At 70.7% G+C, this 19,126-nt stretch carries 15 protein-coding genes; 9 read left to right on the forward strand and 6 right to left on the reverse strand.

The genetic code is table 11. The annotated features are described in order from the left end of the window. Nucleotides 1-18 precede the first annotated feature (18 nt). On the forward strand, nucleotides 19-1,263 hold the full coding sequence (locus ACWGIH_RS04000; RefSeq protein ID WP_453452567.1) for an MFS transporter: 1,245 nt from the start codon (nucleotides 19-21) through the stop codon (nucleotides 1,261-1,263). Here ACWGIH_RS04000 and ACWGIH_RS04005 read toward each other — a convergent pair. Beyond that, on the reverse strand, nucleotides 1,253-2,269 hold the full coding sequence (locus tag ACWGIH_RS04005; protein WP_453452565.1) for an aspartate-semialdehyde dehydrogenase: 1,017 nt from the start codon (nucleotides 2,267-2,269) through the stop codon (nucleotides 1,253-1,255). The genes ACWGIH_RS04000 and ACWGIH_RS04005 overlap by 11 nt on opposite strands. 183 nt (nucleotides 2,270-2,452) lie before the next feature. On the opposite strand from ACWGIH_RS04005, the gene ACWGIH_RS04010 reads away from it, so the two are divergent. After that, nucleotides 2,453-2,989 (forward strand): sigma-70 family RNA polymerase sigma factor, encoded by a 537-nt coding sequence (locus ACWGIH_RS04010; protein ID WP_453452563.1) that lies wholly within the window; start codon nucleotides 2,453-2,455, stop codon nucleotides 2,987-2,989. A gap of 2 nt (nucleotides 2,990-2,991) precedes the next feature. Then, entirely contained in the window at nucleotides 2,992-3,738 is a 747-nt protein-coding gene (locus ACWGIH_RS04015) for a hypothetical protein (RefSeq protein ID WP_453452561.1), read from the forward strand. Between the two features lie 75 nt (nucleotides 3,739-3,813). Here the strand turns inward: ACWGIH_RS04015 and ACWGIH_RS04020 are convergent, their stop codons facing one another. Continuing rightward, nucleotides 3,814-7,116, reverse strand: coding sequence for a S8 family serine peptidase (locus tag ACWGIH_RS04020; RefSeq protein WP_453452340.1), 3,303 nt, complete (start codon nucleotides 7,114-7,116; stop codon nucleotides 3,814-3,816). A gap of 168 nt (nucleotides 7,117-7,284) precedes the next feature. Further along, on the reverse strand, nucleotides 7,285-7,833 hold the full coding sequence (locus ACWGIH_RS04025; RefSeq protein WP_453452339.1) for a CGNR zinc finger domain-containing protein: 549 nt from the start codon (nucleotides 7,831-7,833) through the stop codon (nucleotides 7,285-7,287). Nucleotides 7,834-7,960: 127 nt separating this feature from the next. Between ACWGIH_RS04025 and ACWGIH_RS04030 the strand changes: the two genes are divergently transcribed. The 5 genes from ACWGIH_RS04030 (at nucleotide 7,961) to ACWGIH_RS04050 (ending at nucleotide 13,208) form a co-directional block, all read left to right on the forward strand. Continuing rightward, entirely contained in the window at nucleotides 7,961-8,413 is a 453-nt protein-coding gene (locus ACWGIH_RS04030; protein ID WP_453452338.1) for a VOC family protein, read from the forward strand. 109 nt (nucleotides 8,414-8,522) lie between these two features. Continuing rightward, complete coding sequence (locus ACWGIH_RS04035) at nucleotides 8,523-9,410, forward strand: pyridoxamine 5'-phosphate oxidase family protein (RefSeq protein WP_453452337.1); 888 nt, start codon at nucleotides 8,523-8,525, stop codon at nucleotides 9,408-9,410. Nucleotides 9,411-9,428: 18 nt separating this feature from the next. Beyond that, complete coding sequence (locus tag ACWGIH_RS04040; protein ID WP_453452336.1) at nucleotides 9,429-9,884, forward strand: NUDIX hydrolase; 456 nt, start codon at nucleotides 9,429-9,431, stop codon at nucleotides 9,882-9,884. Between the two features lie 246 nt (nucleotides 9,885-10,130). Continuing rightward, nucleotides 10,131-11,912 (forward strand): TIGR03767 family metallophosphoesterase, encoded by a 1,782-nt coding sequence (locus ACWGIH_RS04045; RefSeq protein WP_453452335.1) that lies wholly within the window; start codon nucleotides 10,131-10,133, stop codon nucleotides 11,910-11,912. 114 nt (nucleotides 11,913-12,026) lie between these two features. Next, entirely contained in the window at nucleotides 12,027-13,208 is a 1,182-nt protein-coding gene (locus tag ACWGIH_RS04050; RefSeq protein ID WP_453452334.1) for a serine hydrolase domain-containing protein, read from the forward strand. A gap of 93 nt (nucleotides 13,209-13,301) precedes the next feature. On the opposite strand, the gene ACWGIH_RS04055 is transcribed toward ACWGIH_RS04050, so the two are convergent. Together ACWGIH_RS04055 and pepN are read right to left on the reverse strand one after the other, a co-directional pair. Then, nucleotides 13,302-14,357: a hypothetical protein gene (locus ACWGIH_RS04055; protein ID WP_453452333.1), complete on the reverse strand. Its 1,056-nt coding sequence runs from the start codon at nucleotides 14,355-14,357 to the stop codon at nucleotides 13,302-13,304. A gap of 222 nt (nucleotides 14,358-14,579) precedes the next feature. Then, nucleotides 14,580-17,153 carry an aminopeptidase N gene (gene pepN, locus ACWGIH_RS04060; RefSeq protein ID WP_453452332.1) on the reverse strand — a complete coding sequence of 858 codons (2,574 nt, stop codon included), beginning with the start codon at nucleotides 17,151-17,153 and terminating at the stop codon, nucleotides 14,580-14,582. Nucleotides 17,154-17,316: 163 nt separating this feature from the next. Here pepN and ACWGIH_RS04065 point away from each other — a divergent pair, with 163 nt between their 5' ends. Further along, nucleotides 17,317-17,973, forward strand: a complete 657-nt coding sequence (locus ACWGIH_RS04065; RefSeq protein WP_453452331.1) for a mycothiol-dependent nitroreductase Rv2466c family protein — start codon at nucleotides 17,317-17,319, stop codon at nucleotides 17,971-17,973. Nucleotides 17,974-18,326: 353 nt separating this feature from the next. Here the strand turns inward: ACWGIH_RS04065 and ACWGIH_RS04070 are convergent, their stop codons facing one another. Beyond that, the gene (locus ACWGIH_RS04070) at nucleotides 18,327-18,977 is read right to left on the reverse strand and encodes a superoxide dismutase (RefSeq protein WP_453452330.1); all 651 of its coding nucleotides are present in this window, start codon (nucleotides 18,975-18,977) and stop codon (nucleotides 18,327-18,329) included. Nucleotides 18,978-19,126: the final 149 nt, after the last annotated feature.

Here is a 19,126-nt window from a genome sequence, read left to right on the forward strand (position 1 = left end):
GGGCGAAGGCTTGACCTCATGAAAGCCACCTCGACCCCACACTCCGAACCCGCCCGGCCGCAGCGTTCCCTGCCGCTCTCCGTCCTCACCGTCGCCGCCACCACCTTCTCCGTCGTCACCACGGAAATGCTTCCGGTCGGCCTCCTCACCTCCCTCTCCTCGGGACTCGGCGTGTCCGACGGCGCCGCGGGCCTGACCGTCACGCTGCCCGGCGTGGTCGCGGCGCTCGCCGCCCTGCTGCTGCCCGTCGCCGTGCGGCGCGCCGACCGGCGGACGGTGCTGTGCGCCTTGATGGTGCTGCTCGCGGCCGCCAATCTCCTGTCCGCGCTCGCGCCCGCCTTCGGCGTGCTGCTCGCCGCGCGGGTCCTCGTCGGGGTCTGCATCGGAGGCGTGTGGGCGATCGCGGCCGGGCTCGGCGTACGGCTCGTGCGCGAGGAGGCCGCCGGACGGGCCACCACCGTGATCTTCAGCGGAATCGCCGTGGCGTCCGTGCTCGGCGTCCCCGCCGGTACGTTCCTCGGTGAACTCGCGGGCTGGCGCTGGGCGTTCGCCGTGATGGGGGCCTTCGCGCTCGCGGTCGCCGGGCTGCTCGCCGTCGTGCTTCCCGCACTGCCCGCGTCGGCGGCGGTACGGCTCGGCACGTTCCCCGGGCTGCTGCGGAACGCGCGGCTGCGGGCGGGGCTCCTGGTGGTGCTGCTCCTGGTGACCGGGCACTTCGCCGCGTACACCTACGTACGACCCGTCCTCGATCGGGTGCCCGACCTCGGCGTCGGGCTGATCAGCGGGCTGCTCCTCGTCTACGGGGTCGCGGGCATCGCCGGCAACTTCGCGGGCGGCGCGCTCGCGGCCCGCGACCCGCGCCGGGCGCTGCTCGCCCTCTCCGCGGGACTCGCCGCCGCGGTCCTGCTGCTCGGGCCCGCGGGCGGTTCGCTTGTCGCGTCGGTGGCGCTTCTCGTCGGGTGGGGCCTGGCCTACGGCGGGGTATCCGTCTCCACCCAGCAGTGGGTCCTGGCCGCCGCGCCCCGCGCCCGCGAGGCGGCCTCGGCCCTCTTCGCCGGGGTGTTCAACGCGGCGATCGCCCTGGGCGCGCTGACCGGCGGCCTGGTCGCGGACGGCCTCGGGACCACGGACGTGCTGTGGCTCGGGGGCGGACTCGCGGGGCTCGCGCTGCTCGTCACCGCGTACGCGACGGGGGCGGGCGCCGACCAGATGTCAGTGCCCGCCCCCCACGGCGTACGTACCGGGAAGCGCGTCAGCCCTTGAGCTCGGCCGCCACCAGCTCCGCGATCTGCACCGCGTTCAGCGCGGCGCCCTTGCGGAGGTTGTCGTCGGAGATGAAGAAGGCCAGGCCGTTCTCCACCGTCTCGTCGTTGCGGATACGGCCCACGAAAGCGTCGTCCTTGCCCGCGGCGACCAGCGGGTTCGGGACCTCGGTGAGGACGACGCCCTCGGCCGTGCCAAGGATCTCGGTGGCGCGCTCGGGGCTCAGCGGACGCTCGAAGCGGGCGTTGACCTGGAGGGAGTGCCCGGTGAAGACCGGCACGCGGACGCAGGTGCCGGAGACCTTGAGGTCCGGGACCTCAAGGATTTTGCGGGATTCGTTGCGGAGCTTCTGCTCCTCGTCGGTCTCGTTCAGGCCGTCGTCGACGATGGAGCCGGCCATCGGCAGGACGTTGTACGCGATCGGCGCCACGTACTTGTTCGGGGCGGGGAACTCCGTCGCCGAACCGTCGTGCGTGAGCTTGGGGCCGTCGTCGCCGACCTTCTTGACCTGGTCGAACAGCTCGTCGACACCGGCGAGACCCGAGCCGGAGACGGCCTGGTAGGTCGCCACGACCAGCGCGGTGAGCCCGGCCTCCAGGTGCAGCGGCTTCAGGACCGGCATGGCGGCCATCGTCGTGCAGTTCGGGTTGGCGATGATGCCCTTGGGGCGGTTCGCGATCGCGTGCGGGTTGACCTCGGAGACGACCAAGGGGACCTCGGGGTCCATCCGCCAGGCCGAGGAGTTGTCGATCACGACGGGGCCCTGCGAGGCGACCTTCTCGGCCAGCGCCTTGGAGGTGGCGCCGCCCGCCGAGAACAGGACGATGTCGAGGCCGGTGTAGTCGGCCGTGGAGGCGTCCTCGACCGTGACACCGTCGAGCTGCGAGCCGGCCGAGCGGGCCGAGGCGAACAGGCGCAGCTCGTCCACCGGGAAGTCCCGCTCCACGAGGATCTTGCGCATGACCGTGCCGACCTGACCGGTGGCTCCGACGATTCCGACCTTCACAGGGACTTCCTCCGTATGTGCATGGGCATAGGCATTGGCCTGTGCGTTCCATCATGCGTCTGTCCACGGCCGCCTTGTCCAATCCATTGTCCGGAGTTCGGGATGTCACATTCCCGCGGACCCGCGTCGAACGTTTCGGCCGCTCCCGGCGTCCTAGGGGAAACGCGGGGACGGGAGGGTGTCTTGCTGCGCGGAAAAACGCGACGGGACCGGCGGGTCCATGAAGGACGGTCCGATCCGCTCGACGCGGCCCAGGAGGACCGGGTGCGGGCGGTGCTCGCGCTCGGCGGTGTGCCGCACGCGGATCTGCCCGACGGTGTCCAGCAGGTCAGGCTCAAGCTCCTGGAGCGGGCGGCGGACGGGCGGGACGCGCCCCGGGACGTGTCCGCGTGGGCGGCGGTGGTCGCCTCCAACCTCGCCATGGACTGGCACCGGGCGCGCCGCAGGCAGGAGCGGCTCGGTGAGCGGCTCGCCGTGCTGTGGCGGGAGGCGACGGACGAGGACGGGGCGGAGTCACGGGCCCTCTCGATGGCCGTGACCCAGGGCCTCGACGCGCTGCCGGACACCCAGCGGCAGGTCGTCGTCCTGCGTTTCTACGCCGATCTGCCGGTCCGGGCCATAGCGGACGAACTGGGCATTCCGGAGGGCACGGTCAAGAGCAGGCTGCACACGGCGGTACGGGTCCTGCGGACGCGGCTGCACGAGGGCGAGGTGGTGTGAGGGTGTCCGAGGACGCATACGAGGAGCGCGGCGGGTACCACGCGCTGATGCTCGCCCTCACGGACGAGCCGCTGCCCGAGGCCCCGGGGCAGGACCCGGAGCTCGCGGCGGAGCACGCCGCGGCCGTGGCGGATGTCGCACTGCTCCGGCAGCACATCGGGGCGGCAGGCCGCGCGCTCGCGGCTCCCGGTCCGGTACCGGTACCGGAACCGGACCGGCCGGTGACGGTACGTCCCGCGGGCGTCCGGCGCCGGCGCGTCACGGTGGCGCTGGGCCTCGCCGCGGCCACGGCGGCCGTCTCGCTGATGGGCGGGGTCGCCTGGCTCGCGGTCGAGAGCGGGGGCGGCATCAACAAGAGCGCCGACTCCGACGCGGCCAAGGGGGCGGCACCGGAGGAGGCCGGGGGCGGGGTGGCGGACCAGAGGGCCGGGGCCTACGTGCTCTGTGCCCGGCTGATCGTCGAGGGCACGGTGAAACGGGTCGAACCGGTGCCCGGCGGCGTCCAGGAGCGGATCGTCCTGGACGTGACCCGCTACTACAAGCCGAGCCGAGGGGACGAGCAGATCACGTTCGTGATGGACGTGGACGTGGACCCGCGCCTGCGGCCCGGCGACCGGACGTTGATCGGCATCCCGAAGGGGGAGGTGTCGCCGGACATCTGGTCCGGCAACAAGGCGGACGTCGCCAGGGACCGGGCGTGGATCGAGCGCGAGCTGCGCCAGAGCAAGGGCAAGGAGACGACGTGCTGAGCGGGGGCCGGTCACGCACGTCGGCCGGGCCGGAGACCTCCGGCCCGGCCGACGTTCACGGCAGGAAGGGGACCGCTACGGGGTGACCTTCTCGATGAGCACGCTGCCGGTACCCGCGACCGTGCCGCGCCCGTTCAGGAGGGACACCTCGCCGAACAGCTGACGTCCCTCGGCCGCGGGCGCGTCCGCCGCGACCTCGGCGGACACCTGGGCCGACGCACCGTTCGCCAGCTTCACCGGTGCCGACTCGTCGACCTTCACCGAGCCGAGCGCGCCCGAGAAGAAGACGTCACGGTAGTCGTACGCGGTGGTGCCGGACGGGATCGAGTAGCCGGCCACCTCGATCTCGTACGTGCCCGCCGCGGGCTTCTTGAGGCTGACCGACTCCTCGGAGTCGCCGTCTGCCGACGAACCGACGACCGCCCCGTCCTTGGAGACCGACAGGTCGAGGTCGGCGGCGGTGTCCGCGGGCGAGCCGATGGTGACGTCGAGCCGCTCCGCGCCCTCGGGCACGACCACGGTCGTCGTCTGCGTCTCACCCTGCTTGATCGACGGCTTCGCCGCCTTCGCGGAGCCGAGCGGGCCGCCCTTCAACTTGCCGTCCACCGCGGCGAAGTCGTTGGTGACCTTCCAGGAGACGGGCGCCGGAGTACCGACCTTCGCCTCCGGCACGGTCTGCACGGCGGGGTCGAAGGAGACACCCAGCGCGGAGACGTCCAGCTTGTAGGGGTTGTCAAGGAGCGGGGACGTCCTGCGCGACTCGACCTCGATCTCCCACACGCCCGGCTGCGGCTCGGGGTACGAACGCAGGTCGGGGCGGCAGGTGTTGGCCGGGTTGTCGTAGTTCGCGTAGCAGGTGAGCGACGACGTCGAGTCGACCGGGACACCGTAGGGGTGCACCGCGATGAACCGCGTCTGGCTCTTGTCCTTCAGGCCGCCGAGCGCCACCTCGAGGGACTTGGCGCCCTTGGGGACCGTCACGAAGTACGACCGGGTGCTGTTGCGCTGCACGGAGTCGGACGCCGAGAACGTGTACGCGGGCTTGGCCAGCGGCTTCGAGACGACGACCGTCGACATGATCTGCTGGTCGATGCCCTCGGAGCGCTCGTCGTCGACGGTCAGGATCGCGCTGTGCAGACCGGCGGACTTGGCCTTCGCCTGGACCTTGACGGTGACCGGCTTGTTCAGCGGCAGCGTGACGGCGCCCTTGCCGAGCAGTTCGAAGGTGCGCTCGTGGTTGTTGACCAGGTCCAGCTCGTGGCGGATGCCGCGGTCCGGGCCCGAGGTGCGGGTGATCGTGACGTCGTACGTCCGCTTCTCGCCGGTCTTCAGACCGCCCTCGCGGTCGTGGATGCCGGTGCCGGGCTTCTTCAGCTCCTGCTCGAGGGCGGTGTCGACCGGGGCCTGCACCGTGTAGGTGTGCGCCTTCGCGTCGTCCTCGATGGCGTTCCAGGCGTCGACCACGTTGATCAGGCCGGTGCCCTGCGCGTACGCCTGCTCGCCGCTGATGCGGTCCGCGGTCGAGGTCAGCGCCGTGCGCAGCTTCGCCGGGGTCAGGTCGACGTCCTCGCGCTTCGCGGCGGAGAGCAGCAGCGCCGACGCGCCCGCGGCCTGCGGGGACGCCATCGACGTACCCTGCAACATCGAGTAACCGGCGGGCAGTTGGTAGCCCGCCTCGGCGACCGGGGAGCCCGGCAGCCAGGTCTGCGTGGTGTTGATGGCCGAGCCGGGCGCCGAGATGATCGGCGCGAAGCCGCCGTCCTCACGCGGACCGCGCGAGGAGAAGTTCATCATCGCGTACTTCTTCTCCACGGCGGAGCCGTAGTTGGCGGCCCAGGTCTCCTTGGAGATGGAGGCGCCGACGGAGATGACCTTGTCCGCGAGGCTGGGGTCGCCGATGGTGTTCGCGCCGGGGCCGGAGTTGCCCGCGGAGATCACCAGCTGCACGCCGTAGGTGTCGATGAGGCGCGTGTAGAGCGCGGCACGCGCGTTGTTGCCGTCGTTCAGCGCGGGGAGGCCGCCGATCGACATGTTCACGATGTCGACGCCGCGCTTCGTCACGAGGTCGATCATGCCCTCGGTGAGCGCGACGTTCGTGCAGCCGCCGGTCCAGGTGCAGGCGCGCGAGGAGACCAGCTTGGCGCCGGGCGCCGCGCCGTTCATCTTGCCGCCGAACAGGCCGTTGGCCGCGGTGATGCCCGCGACGTGCGTGCCGTGCTCGGACTCGATGACGCCGATGTTGACGAAGTCGGCCTTCTTGCCGACCCAGTCGCCGCCGTACGGGTCGGTCGGCACGTCCTTGCGGATCTCGACGACGAACGGGACACGCTCGACGACGTCGGTCGCCGGGTCGTCCTTGCCGAAGTAGGCGACCTGGTGGCCGTCCTTGTACGGCTTCATCGTCTCGTCGTCGGTGAAGTCGTTGTTGTCGTTCAGGTCGATCCGGACGGTGCCGGCGGCCGGGTCGTACAGGACGCCCCAGCTGTCGGTGGTGTCGCCGTCGCGGTTGATGTCGCCCTTGGCGTCGCCGCCGGTGGTGGCCGACTCGCGGAAGCGGTTGACCTGGAAGGTGCCCGCGGGGGCCTTCCACGTCTCGCTGTCCCAGGTGAAGACGGGACCCGTGACGGGGTTGGTCATCCGCCGCCAGGTGCCGTCGGCGTCCACGATCGGGTCGGTCGCGGTCACCCAGTCGGTGATCTTCCGCTCGCCCGTGGTGGTCTTCTGGAGCGCCGGGTGACCGAGGTCGACGCCGGAGTCCAGGATGCCGATGGTGGTGCCGCGGCCGTCCGCCTTCGGGTGCTTCTTCACGAAGTCGACGGCGCCCGTCTCGAAGGACGGGTTGTACGGGTTCTTCGCCGGGGTGTCCTTGCCGGGCCCCGCGTACGGTTCCGCGGCGCCCTCGGCCGCCTTCTTCGCGCCCTTGGCGCGGTCCGCGGCGGGCGTCGGGTCGTCCAGTTCGATCTCGTGCCGCAGGTCGATGCCCTGCACGGACGACAGCTTGCCCGCCGCCTCGATGGCGGCCTCGGCCTTGCCGGTGGGCACGGTGGCGCGTACGTAGCCGAGCTTGTCGTACGTCCGGCCGACGGAACCACCCTTGACGGCGTCGAGCTGGTCGGCGACCTGCTCGGTGGCGCCCGGCGCGGTGGCGACCATCATCGTGACGGTCTTCTCGCCGTCCGCCTGCGCTTCGGCGAGGAGGTCGGCGTCGGCCGAACCCAGCTTCTTCGCGGCGGACTTGGGGGTGGTCTGGCCCCCAGGATCCCCGGGGCCCCCGTCGGCCGCGAGGGCCATGGGTATGGGCCCGGCGGCGGAGAGCGCGGCGGTCAGGCCGACGGCTATCGCGAGACGGGTCGTGCGTCTAGCACTGGATCTGTGCATCAGCATCCCTGTACGTAAAGGTCGAAAAGGTCCGGAATCCGGAACCGGATGACCGCTCAGCTTTACGTAAGTGACAGCTGTTTGGGGAGAGTTGTCGGGCCGCGATCGTCGCGTGACGCAATCCCGCCATGCGCCATCGGCGACATAGCGGGTGATTTTCCCCGGGATCTAGGCCTCGCGGCCCCGCGCGTAATGGCGCGAGGCCTTCGCCCGGTTTCCGCAGGCGGCCATGGAGCACCACCGGCGCGTGCCGTTCCGCGACGTGTCGAAGAAGTGCAGGATGCACGCCTCGTGGGCGCAGGGCCTGATCCGGTCCGGCGCGGCGGCGAGCAGCGTCAGGTAGTCCCGTGCCGCCAGCCAGGCCGCGCCCCACGCCGGGTCCCTGAACTCGGGTTCCTCGCCCGGACCTTCGGCGGACAGGGTCGCGCGGATCCGCCCGTGCCCGAGGATCTTGTTGACGCGGGCGATGCCCGCGTCGGCGTCCGGACCGTCCACGACGGCGGAGATCGCGTCACGCGCCCGCAGCACGTTGTGCAGGGTGGCCTCGTCCGCGCCGAACCGGTCGCCGAGTCCGTTGGCGGCGAGCCAGACGGTCAGCCCCTCGGTGTCGGCCAGCAGGTCCTGGCGCACGCCGTCCGCCATCCATCGGGTGTTGAGCAGGTCGAGGGAGAGTGGCTCGCCGACGAGTGGACGAGGGTCGCGGGGTGCGGCGGTCATGGTGACTCCCTTCGAGGCTAACCAGTAAAGGTTACGTGACCGGTTGACGCTCTCGATGTCTAACCAGTAAAGTCACATTCAACGGTTAGCCCGCGTGGGGCGGGCCACCGTCGACAAGGGGAGAGTCATGACCGCGACCAGCACACTCCGCACCGGCCACGTCGGTCTGAACGTCACGGACATCGAGCGCTCGCTCGCCTTCTACCGCGACGTCATCGGCTACGACGTGCTCGGCGAGGGCAAGGAGGAGGGCCGCAGATTCGCCTTCCTCGGGCAGGACGGGACCCTCGCGCTCACGCTCTGGCAGCAGGCGGACGCGGCGTACGAGGCGCGGAACGCCGGGCTGCACCACCTGGCGATCGAGGTCGAGAGCGTCGACGAGGTCCGCCGGTACGAGAGCGCCCTGCGCGCGTACGGCGTGGAGTTCGCCTACGAGGGGGTCGTGCCGCACGGCGAGGGCGCCGCGTCCGGCGGCATCTTCTTCCACGACCCGGACGGGACACGTCTGGAGATCTTTTCGAGCGTGGGCGCCTCGGGCCGGGCTCCGGTGCCCGCTGCGCCCACCTGCGGGTTCTTCTAGCCCCTGACGCGGCCGCTGGGCGACGGAATGTCACTAGTCGGCCGCGGGTTGTCTCTGGCTGGTCGGGCAGTTCCCCGCGCCCCTTCGGGGGCACTACCGCAGGAGTGACATGACCCCGCACACCCCGTACCACCACGGCTCCCGCGCCGTTCAGGATCTCGTCGGCGTGCGGGAGCTGGCCGACCACGTGGGGCGGTCCATCGGTGACGGCATTCGCCCCGTCGCCGCCGCCTTCCTCGAACTCCAGCCCATGCTGGTGATCGGCGGCGCCGACCCGGCGGGCGCCGTCTGGGCCTCGCTGCTCACCGGCGAACCCGGGTTCGTGCGGGCCACGGGGCCGCGCCAGATATCCGTCGCGGGCGGCCTGCGCCGGGCCGACCCCCTGGCGCGGGCCCTCGCCCGGGAGGCCCCGGTCCCCGTGGGCACCATCGCCCTTGACCCCCGCACCCGGCGCCGCATGCGCCTGAACGGCCGGGCCCGCCCGACTCCCCGGGGCTTGGCGATCGAGGCCGACCAGGTCTTCTCGAACTGCCCGAAGTACCTCCAGAAGCGGGAACTTCCGGAGGGTGCCGCGCCGGCCCGCCCGTCCGCTCCCCGCCACGGAGTGAAGCTCACCGGCGACCAGCGCGCGTTCATCGCCGAGGCGGACACCTTCTTCCTTGCCACGGTCCACGCCGAAGGCGCCGACGCCAGCCACCGGGGCGGCAACCCCGGCTTCGTCCAGGTCCCTTCCCCCTACGAACTCACCTGGCGGGACTACCCCGGCAACTCCATGTTCCTGTCCCTCGGCAACCTCGCCACCGACCCCCGCGCCGGGCTCCTCTTCCTCGACTGGGTGACGGGCACCACCCTCCAGCTCACCGGAACCGCCCGCACCGAGTACGGCGACGACGGGATCCGCACGGTCCGCTTCACCCTCACCGAGGTGGCGGAGACCCTCTGCGCGAGCCCCTGGAGCTGGACCACTCCGGAGTACTCCCCTGCCAATCCCAGGTAAGAGGACTAGCGTCACTCTGTGCACAAAGAGCTCCGGGTGGCGGCCTACGCCGTATGCGTGCAGGACGGGCAGTTGCTCCTCGCTCGCTGGGTGGCGGGCGACGGCAGCAAGCGCTGGACGCTGCCCGGCGGCGGGATGGACCACGGGGAGGATCCGTACGACACGGTGATCCGCGAGGCCGACGAGGAGACGGGGTACGCCATCGAGCCCCGCGCGCTGCTCGGCGTCGACTCGCTGCGCCGCCGCTACCCGCGCAAGCTCGGAGCCGTCGCCGACTTCCACGGCCTGCGGATCGTCTACGAGGCGCGGATCACCGGCGGCGAGCTGCGTCACGAGCAGGACGGTTCCACCGATCTCGCGGCCTGGCACGCGCTCGACGCCGTCGCCGGGCTCGACCGGGTCGGCCTCGTCGACATCGGGCTCGACCTGTGGCGGACCCGGCCGGCCGACGGACACCTGGCGGCGCCCTCCTGAGTCTTTGCAGGGCCTCCCCTTCCCCGGAAGATGAACATGGAGTGACCGCCTCCTCTCGTCCTGGAGAGGGGTGCGTGACCGCGGAGGGTGCCTGATGATCCACGTACCGTGATCGGCGTTGCCCGTTGCGGTCTCGTTAACGTGCAGGTCATCCCGGATGCCAACGATCCAGTAGAGCGGGAAATTCGCCTGGTGCGCAGTTCCCGCGACCACTGCCGACGCGTCCGCAATCGGGGAGACCGCGCCATGTCGCGCACACGCTCTGTCGCCACCGCCGCCCAGTCCGCCGCCCACACCGCCCTGTCCGCCGTGGACCGCCGCGCCTTCCTGGCGACCACCGGAGCCGTCTCCCTCTCCGCGGGCATCGGCTATGCCCTGCGGCCCGGCACCAGCCATGCCGCCCCCAGCAGACCCGCCCCCGTCGCGCTCTCCCGGCAGGCGCCCGCCGCGCCCCTGGCGCCCTACCGGGGCGGCACCACGCTCGGGGCCGTCGCGACCCCGCGCGGCGTCTCCGGCTACCGGCGGCTCGGCGACGGGCCCGCCTGGGACCGGGTGGTCCGCGGCGACCTCGCCGCCGCCAAGAACGGCCGCGAGGGGCGGCGCACCTCGCTCGCCGCGTTCGTCCAGTTCACCGACCTGCACCTGGTCGACGTGCAGCATCCCCTGCGGTACGAGTACCTGCGGGCCCAGACCGCGAGCGCGTGGCGGCCGCAGGAAGCCCTCTCCGTGGTCGGCGCGGTCGCGCTCGTCGAGCGGGTCAACGCGCTGCGCGGGGCGCCCGCCACCGGCTCGCCGCTGCACTGCGTGGTCACCACGGGCGACAACACCGACAACAACTCCCGCTCCGAACTCGACTGGTTCCTCAAGGCCATGAGCGGCGGGCGCATCAACCCCAACACCGGTGACCCGCGCCGCTACGAAGGAGTCCAGGACAGCGGCCTGAAGCTGTACTGGCACCCGGACGACGACCTCCGCGACTCCGACAAGGCCCTGGGCTTCCCGCGGGTCGACGGCTTCCTCGACGCCGCGCTCCGCGAGGTCAACAGCCCGGGCCTCGGCCTTCCCTGGTACTCGACCGTCGGCAACCACGACGCGCTGCCCGGCGGCTGCTGGGGGCCAGGAGACTCGTACTTCTCCGAATTCGCCGTAGGCGGACGGAAGTTGATGTCCCTCGACGAGCCGCGCGGCGCCGCCCTGTGGAAGGCCGTCAAGAAGGGCCGCGACCCCAAGGGCGCGCAGTTCAAGGAGCTCCTGAAGAGCGAGGCGCGCCGGATGCGCTCGGTCACCCCGGACGAGAGCCGCGCGCCCTTCACCCCCGCCGAGTACGTCCGGGCCCATCTCGACCCGGCGTACAAGGGCCACGGTCCCGCCGGGCACGGCTACACGCAGGAGAACCTCGACGCGGGCACCCAGTACTACTCCTTCCGCATCAGTGAGGACGTACTCGGCATCAGCCTGGACTCGACGGACCCCGGCGGCCACTACGAGGGCTCGCTCGGCACCGCCCAGATGGACTGGCTGGAGCGGGAGCTGAAGGCGAACGAGGAGAAGGACGGCGGCGGTTCGTACGTCATCGTCTTCAGCCACCACACCAGCCGGACCATGCGCAATCTGCGCCAGGACCCGGCGCGCCCGCGCGAGGGCAGGCACGGCGGCGACGAGATCATCGCCCTGCTCGCCCGCCACCGTTCCGTCCTGGCCTGGGTCAACGGACACAGCCACAAGAACGACATCACCGCGCGCCAGACCCCGGACGGCTCCTTCTGGGAGATCTCCACGGCCTCGCACATCGACTTCCCGCAGCTGGCCCGCGTCGTGGAGCTGAGCGACAACCACGACGGCACGATCTCCCTCTTCACCACCCTCATCGAGTCGTCGGCCCCGCACCGCACGGATTACGCCGATCTTTCCCAGACCGGTCTCGCCGCGCTCTACCGCGAGCTGTCCTTCAACGCCCCTGGTGCCAAGCCCGCGCTCGGCGGTGAGCCGGGCGACCGGAACACGGAACTCATCCTCAAGAAGGGCTGAAACCAGCTCAACCCGTGTGAGTCGGTCAACCTCCTCACCCGACCCGCGAGTCCCTCCGGCCGTCCGAACGGCGTGAACAGGTTCGTGAACAGGTTCGTGAACAGAGGGGGAGACATGTCGGCAGCACGCAGGAGAGGGCTGACGGGCGTGGCCGCGGGGGTGGCCATGGCGGTCACGGCGGGGGCGTTCGCGGCACCCGCGTTCGCCGGGGCGTCCGGGGGCGGGCACGGCGACCGGCACCGGGCGACGCAGCGGGCGATGGAGGCCGCCGTCAACGACGAAGCGCCCGGCGTGACGGTCCAGGTGAAGGACCGGCACGGAACCTGGGACTCGGCCGCGGGCATCGGTGACGTCGAACGGCAGAGCCCACGGGGCGCCCACGACCACTACCGCGTCGGCAGCATCACCAAGACGTTCGTCGCCACGGTGGTGCTCCAGCTGGTGGCGGAGGAGAAGCTGAGCCTCGACGACAAGGTCGGGCGGTGGCTGCCGGGCGTCGTCGAGGGCCACGGCCACGACGGGGACAGGATCACGGTCCGCCAGCTCCTCAATCACACGAGCGGCATCTTCAACGTGACGGCCGACGCGGGCTTCCGGGACAAGGTGTTCACGGAGAAGTTCCTCGCACACCGCTACGACACCTGGACACCCGAGCAGCAGGTCGCCGTCGCCATGCGCCACGAGCCCGACTTCGATCCCGGCAAGGGCTGGCACTACTCCAACACCAACTACCTTCTCGCCGGCATGATCATCAAGAAGGTGACGGGGGAGTCGTACGCCGACGAGATCCAGCGCCGCATCATCAAGCCGCTCAAGCTGCGTGGCACCAGCGTGCCGCCGAGCACGGAGCACGCGATGCCGGAGCCGAGCTCGCGCGCGTACATGAAACTGTCCGACGCCCCCGACGCCCCCGACGCCACGACCCACGACGTGACGGAGCTGAACCCGTCCCTGATGGGCGCCTCGGGCGGGATGATCTCCGACTCGGCGGACCTGAACACCTTCAACACCGCCCTGCTGCGCGGCAAGCTCCTGCCGAAGAAGCAGCTCGCCGAGATGAAGAGGACGGTCCCGCCGCAGGAGGGCGACGACAAGGAGGGGTACGGGCTCGGTCTCGTGAAGCGCACGACCGAGTGCGGCACGGTCGTCTGGGGGAACGGCGGCGACGTCCACGGTTCCACGTCGATGATGCTGTCGACCGAGGACGGCCGCCACGCCATCGCCGAGAACTTCAACGCGATGGAAGGCGACTTGTTCGCGGTCCTGAACGCGGAATTCTGTGCGAAGGGGAAGTGACGAGGGCGTCGGACCTTTCGCACACGCGAGAGGGGCGGAGCCGTCGTGCGGGCCCCGCCCCTCTCGCTCCCCTCCTGGCAGCGCCGTCACGCGCTACCTGGGCAGCACCACCACGTACGCCGCCGGCTCACGGTCGCCCGACGCCATCAGCGCGGTCCGTACGACCGTCGCCTGCTGTTCCAGCGACTCGCGCAGCTTCTTCGGCGTCAGGTGCACGACGGTGATGCCGAGCCGCTCCAAGTGCTCCCGCTTGCGCGCGTATTCGGACCACAGCGCGTCGTCGTCCTGCCGGAACCCCTGCCGGGGCGCCCGGGTGTCCAGTTCGACGGCGACGGCCAGGTCCGGCCAGTAGGCGTCGACGCCCCCGAGGTGGGGCCCGCCGGGCAATCGCAGGTCGACGTTCCACAGCGGATCGGGCAGGCCGTGCTCGGTGACCATCCGGTACAGCCGGTCCTCCGCGATGGCCCGCCCCTCGGCAAGCAGTGAGTCCACCGCGTCCACGACATGCGGCCGGGTGAGCAGCTTCGCCTGGTTCAACTCCCGCACGACGGCCGCCGGTTCGCAGTGGCCGCCGCGCACCGCCTCGGTGAGCAGTCTGCGCACAGCGGCCGCGTCGGTGAGCCCCGCCACGGCGTCGGCCAGCGCGCGCGGCACCGGGGCCACCGGAACTCCGCCGATCTGTACGGCGGTCGGCAGGGCCGGGGACCGCACGAGGCGGGTGAAGCCGGTGGAGCGCAGCCGCCGGGTGCGCGGGATCAGGACGTCGATGCGGTCCAGGGAGAGCAGTGGGGGAGCCGACGAGAAGCGGTGCAGGGCGAGCGCCGCGAGCCCGGTGATCAGCGCGTCGGCGTACGGGGCGTGGGGCTCGCCCGCGCCGGGCTGGGCGGGCACCGTCCTGGCGGCCTTGGCCGGCGGCCGCCCGGCGAACAACAGGGCGCCGTGCAGGCGCTCTTCACTGGTCGGCGGCCCCGGGTGCAGCAGGCAGACCCCCGGGAGCAGCTGCTGCCAGGGACCTTCCGGGCGGCAGTGGGCGGCGACCTCGGCGGATGAGATGCCGTGGGCGCGGAGCTGGGCGGTGCTCATCACTCGGCGCTGGACATCGGCGAGGTGACGCAGGGGGCGGGGGGAGAGCGGGGTGTTGTGGTTCATGACCGGGCCATTCCCGCTGCTGATCCACCCCCTAACCGCTGTTACACGCCCGTCGACATAACCGGACAACCCCGCACTAAAGTGCAGACGTTCGACTGCCGAAAAGGTCCGTTTGTGCGCGGTACGTGCCGACGGCCGCTCCACCCGTCGTGGGCGCGCCGCCGAGGCTGCCGAGCAGCGACGGCGGCACGCCCACCCGAGGTGTCCTGCGAGGCCGGTGTCCTACGAGGCCGCGGCGTCGCAGGCCTGCGCCCGGAGCGAGCGCGCGAGGTCGTCCCGCGCCTCCAGCACGAGCCGCCGCAGGGCGGGCGCGGCCGACTCGTGCGAGGCGAGCCACAGATCCGTCGCGTCCAGCGTCCCCTGGTCGTCCTGGAGGTGCGGGAAGAGTCCCCGCACGACGTCCATCCCGATCTGGATGGACCGCTCGGCCCACACCCGCTCGATGGCGGCGAAGTACCGGGGGGCGTACGGAGCGGTCAGCTCCCGCTGCGAGGACTGCGCGAAGCCCGAGATCGTCGCCCCCGCCAGCGCGTTCGACAGGGAGTCGGACTCCACCACGGAGGCCCACGCCTGCGCCTTCACCGCCGCGGAGGGCCGCGCCGCCAGGCACCGCACCTGATGCCGCTTGCCCGAAGCCGTGTCGTCGCGGACCAGCTCGGCGGCGAGCACCCGCTCGTCGGCGACGCCGTGCGCGGCCAGCGGGCCGAGGAAGGACCAGCGCAGCTCCTGGTCGACGTCCAGGCCGTCGATCTTGGCCGTGCCTTCGAGGAGGCCCTGCAGCAGCTGCAGATCGGCCGCGGACGAGGCCACCGCGGCGAAGAACCTCGCCCACGTCAGTTGGTTCTGGCTGCCGGGCTCCGCGATCCGCAGCTCCCGCAGCGCGCCCTCGGCGAGCGCGCGCCCGCCCTCCTCGCGCCACTCGGGGGCCGCGTAGAAGGTGAGGGCCGAGTCCGCCCAGGTGTGCAGCATCTGAAGGACACCGATGTCGCTCTCGCGTCCCGCGAACCGCAGCACCAGACCGATGAAGTCCCGCGCGGGCATCAGCGCGTCCCGCGTGAGGTTCCACAGCGCGGACCAGCACAGCGCGCGGGCCAGCGGGTCGGTGATGTCGCCGAGGTGCGCCCGCAGTGTGTCGAGGGAGTTCTCGTCGAAGCGGATCTTGCAGTACGTCAGGTCGTCGTCGTTGACCAGGACGAGATCCGGGGCCTCCTCGCCGGAGAGCTCGGACACCACCGTGCGCGGTCCTTCGACGTCGAGCTCCGCGCGTGCGTACCGCGTCAGCTCGCCCTCCGGCGTGCGGCGGTACAGGCCCACCGCCACGCGGTGCGGCCGCAGTTCGGGGTGCGACTCGGCGGCCTCCTGGAGCACGGAGAGCTCGGTGATCCGGCCCTCCGCGTTCAGAATCACCTGCGGCGTGAGGGAGTTGACCCCCGCCGTCTGCAGCCAGGACTGCGACCAGGACGCCATGTCGCGCCCCGAGGTCTCCTCCAGGACCGACAGCAGGTCACCGAGCCGGGTGTTCCCGTACGCGTGCCGCTTGAAGTAGCGCCGGGCGCCTTCGAGGAACGCGTCACGTCCGGCGTAGGCGACGAGCTGCTTCAGGACGCTCGCGCCCTTGGCGTACGTGATCCCGTCGAAGTTCAGCTTGGCGTCCTCCAGGTCACGGATGTCGGCCGTGACGGGGTGCGTGGAGGGCAGCTGGTCGGCGCGGTAGGCCCACGCCTTGCGGTTGTTGGCGAAGGTGATCCAGCCGTTGGTGAAGCGCGTCGCCTCGGTCATCGAGAAGGCGCCCATGAAGTCGGCGAAGGACTCCTTGAGCCACAGGTCGTCCCACCAGCGCATGGTGACGAGGTCGCCGAACCACATGTGCGCCATCTCGTGCAGGATGACGTTGGCCCGGCGCTCGTACGACGCCTGGGTCACCTTGCCGCGGAAGATGAACTCCTCGCGGAAGGTCACACAGCCGGGGTTCTCCATCGCGCCCAGGTTGTACTCCGGGACGAAGGCCTGGTCGTACTTGCCGAAGGGGTAGGGGTAGTCGAAGTTGTCGTGGAAGAAGTCCAGCCCCTGCTTGGTGACCAGGAAGACGTCGTCCGCGTCGAAGTGCTTCGCCAGGCCCTTCCTGCACATCGCGCCGAGCGGGATGTGCAGCGTCGTGCCGTCGTCGAAGGTGCGGCTGTAGGAGTCCGTCACGTAGTGATAGGGACCCGCCACGATCGCCGTGATGTACGTCGAGATCGGCTTCGTCTCGGCGAACTTCCATACGCCGTCGGCCGGTTCACCGGTGCCGTTCGACCAGACGTGCCATCCCTCGGGCGCCTGCACCTCGAAACGGAAGGGCGCCTTCAGGTCGGGCTGCTCGAAGTTGGCGAAGACGCGGCGCGAGTCCGCGGGCTCGTACTGCGTGTAGAGGTAGACCTCGCCGTCCTCCGGGTCGACGAAGCGGTGCATGCCCTCGCCGGTGCGGCTGTAGGCGCACTGGGCGTCCACCACCAGTTCGTTCTCCGCGGCCAGGTCCTCCAGCGAGATCCGGGTGCCGTCGAAGACCTCGGACGGGTCCAGGTCCTTGCCGTTCAGGGACACCGCCGTGACGCTCGGGGCGATCAGGTCGGCGAAGCTCGTGGCGCCGGGGTCGGCGCAGCGGAAGCGCAGGGTGGTGACGGAGCGGAACGTGCGCGGCTCCTGGTCGCTCTCGCCGATCGCGGAGCGCAGGTCGAGAAAGACCTCGTACCCGTCGACGGACAACAGCGCGGCCCTCTCCTGGGCCTCGTCGCGGGAAAGATTCTCACCGGGCACGGGCGGTACTCCCTTGTACTCGCATGTGGAAGTCGTGGATCGCACGACCTGTACGAATGTCTACGATCCTCGCATGTGCCCTCAGCGGGCGGTATCGGGGAATGCCCGGGTAGATCACTGACGTTCCCCTGGCCAAGCGCGCACGCATTCCCTAGGGAGAGACATGTCCGAGAACGGCAAGTCCGGTAAGCCCAGCAAGACCACAGCCGACTTCTGGTTCGACCCGCTGTGCCCGTGGGCCTGGATGACCTCGCGCTGGATGCTCGAGGTGGAGAAGGTCCGCGATGTCGAGGTCCGCTGGCATGTCATGAGCCTCGCCGTGCTGAACGAGGACCGGCTCGACGAGCTGCCCGAGGAGTACCGCGACATGCTGGAGACGAAGGCCTGGGGCCCGGTCCGCGTGGTCATCGCCGCCCAGCAGAAGCACGGCGACGAGACCATCGGCGAGCTCTACACCGCCCTCGGCACCCGCTTCCACAACCTCGGCGAGGGCCCGACCCGCGAGGCGATCGTCTCCGCCCTCAAGGACGTCGGCCTGCCCGAGGACCTCGCGGACTACGCGGACTCGGACGAGTACGACACCCAGCTGCGCGCCTCCCACCAGGAGGGCATCGACAAGGTCGGCCAGGACGTGGGCACGCCCGTCATCGCGGTCCCCGGCGCGGACGGCGAGCAGGTCGCCTTCTTCGGCCCCGTCGTGACGCCGGCCCCCAAGGGCGAGGCCGCCGCCAGGCTCTGGGACGGCACGCTCCTGGTCGCGTCCACGCCGGGCTTCTACGAGATCAAGCGCACGCGTACGCAGGGGCCGATCTTCGACTGAGTCAGAGGAAGGACTCGGGGAGGCGACGGCCCTTTCCCTGGTTGAGGTGCGGCTGAACCCAAAGGCACCCCGCACCCTCGCAGCGCCAGTGGCCCTGTGCCTCGGTCCGGGTCATCAGCGTGGCCAGGTAATCCTCCTCGCCCCGATTGACGGGCCGGAAGTCCTGCGGTTTGCCCCCGCAGGTCGGGCAGTGCCTGGAAGCTGTCGCCATGGCCATACCGTCCCCCGGAACCCCGCATACCGAAAGACCCCCGTGAGTCACGTCCTCACGGGGGTCTTCCGTCCATCCGCCTGCTTCGGTGAAGGTTGAGAAGACGATCACGAGGCAGGACGTTCTCAGGGGGCCGATCGCCTCACGGGGCCAGCAGGAGGCTGTTCACGCGCTGCTTCGCGGCCTCGTGACGCCTGGCCACGTCCTGCCAGTTGACGACGGCCCACATGGCGTCGATGAAGTCCACCTTCTGGTTCTTGTACTGCAGGTAGAAGGCGTGCTCCCAGGCGTCGAAGACCAGGATCGGCGTCGAACCCTGGCCGACGTTGCCCTGGTGGTCGTAGACCTGCTCGACGATCAGGCGGTTGCTGAGCGGTTCGTAGGCGAGCACGCCCCAGCCCGAGCCCTGCGTGGTCGCCGCGGCCTTGGTCAGCTGGGCCTTGAACTTGGCGAAGGAGCCGAAGGACTCGGTGATCGCGTCGGCGAGGTCACCGACACCGTCGGCGGCGAGCGGTTCGCCGCCGCCACCGTCCTTCGGGCTGTTCATGTTGTGCCAGTAGATGCTGTGCAGGATGTGGCCGGAGAGGTGGAAGGCCAGGTTCTTCTCCAGCCCGTTGATGGCGCCCCACGTCTCCTTGTCGCGCGCCTCCTCCAGCTGCTCAAGGGTGTCGTTCGCGCCCTTCACGTACGCCGCGTGGTGCTTGTCGTGGTGCAGCTCGACGATCTGGGGGTTGATGACCGGCTCGAGCGCCGCGTAGTCGTACGGAAGTTCAGGAAGCGTGTAAATGGCCATGTCCGAGCCCTCCGACTGCTGCTCTGCTGTAGTGCAACGCTTATTGCAACCTATATGCAAGTGCAGGCTAGCAGCAGGAGTGGGGTGGAGTTGATCAGCCCTTCGTCCTAGGACCGGAGGCCGGGGAGAACGCGAGAGGGCCCCGAGTC

The sequence above is a fragment of the Streptomyces sp. NPDC054872 genome (assembly GCF_053610705.1).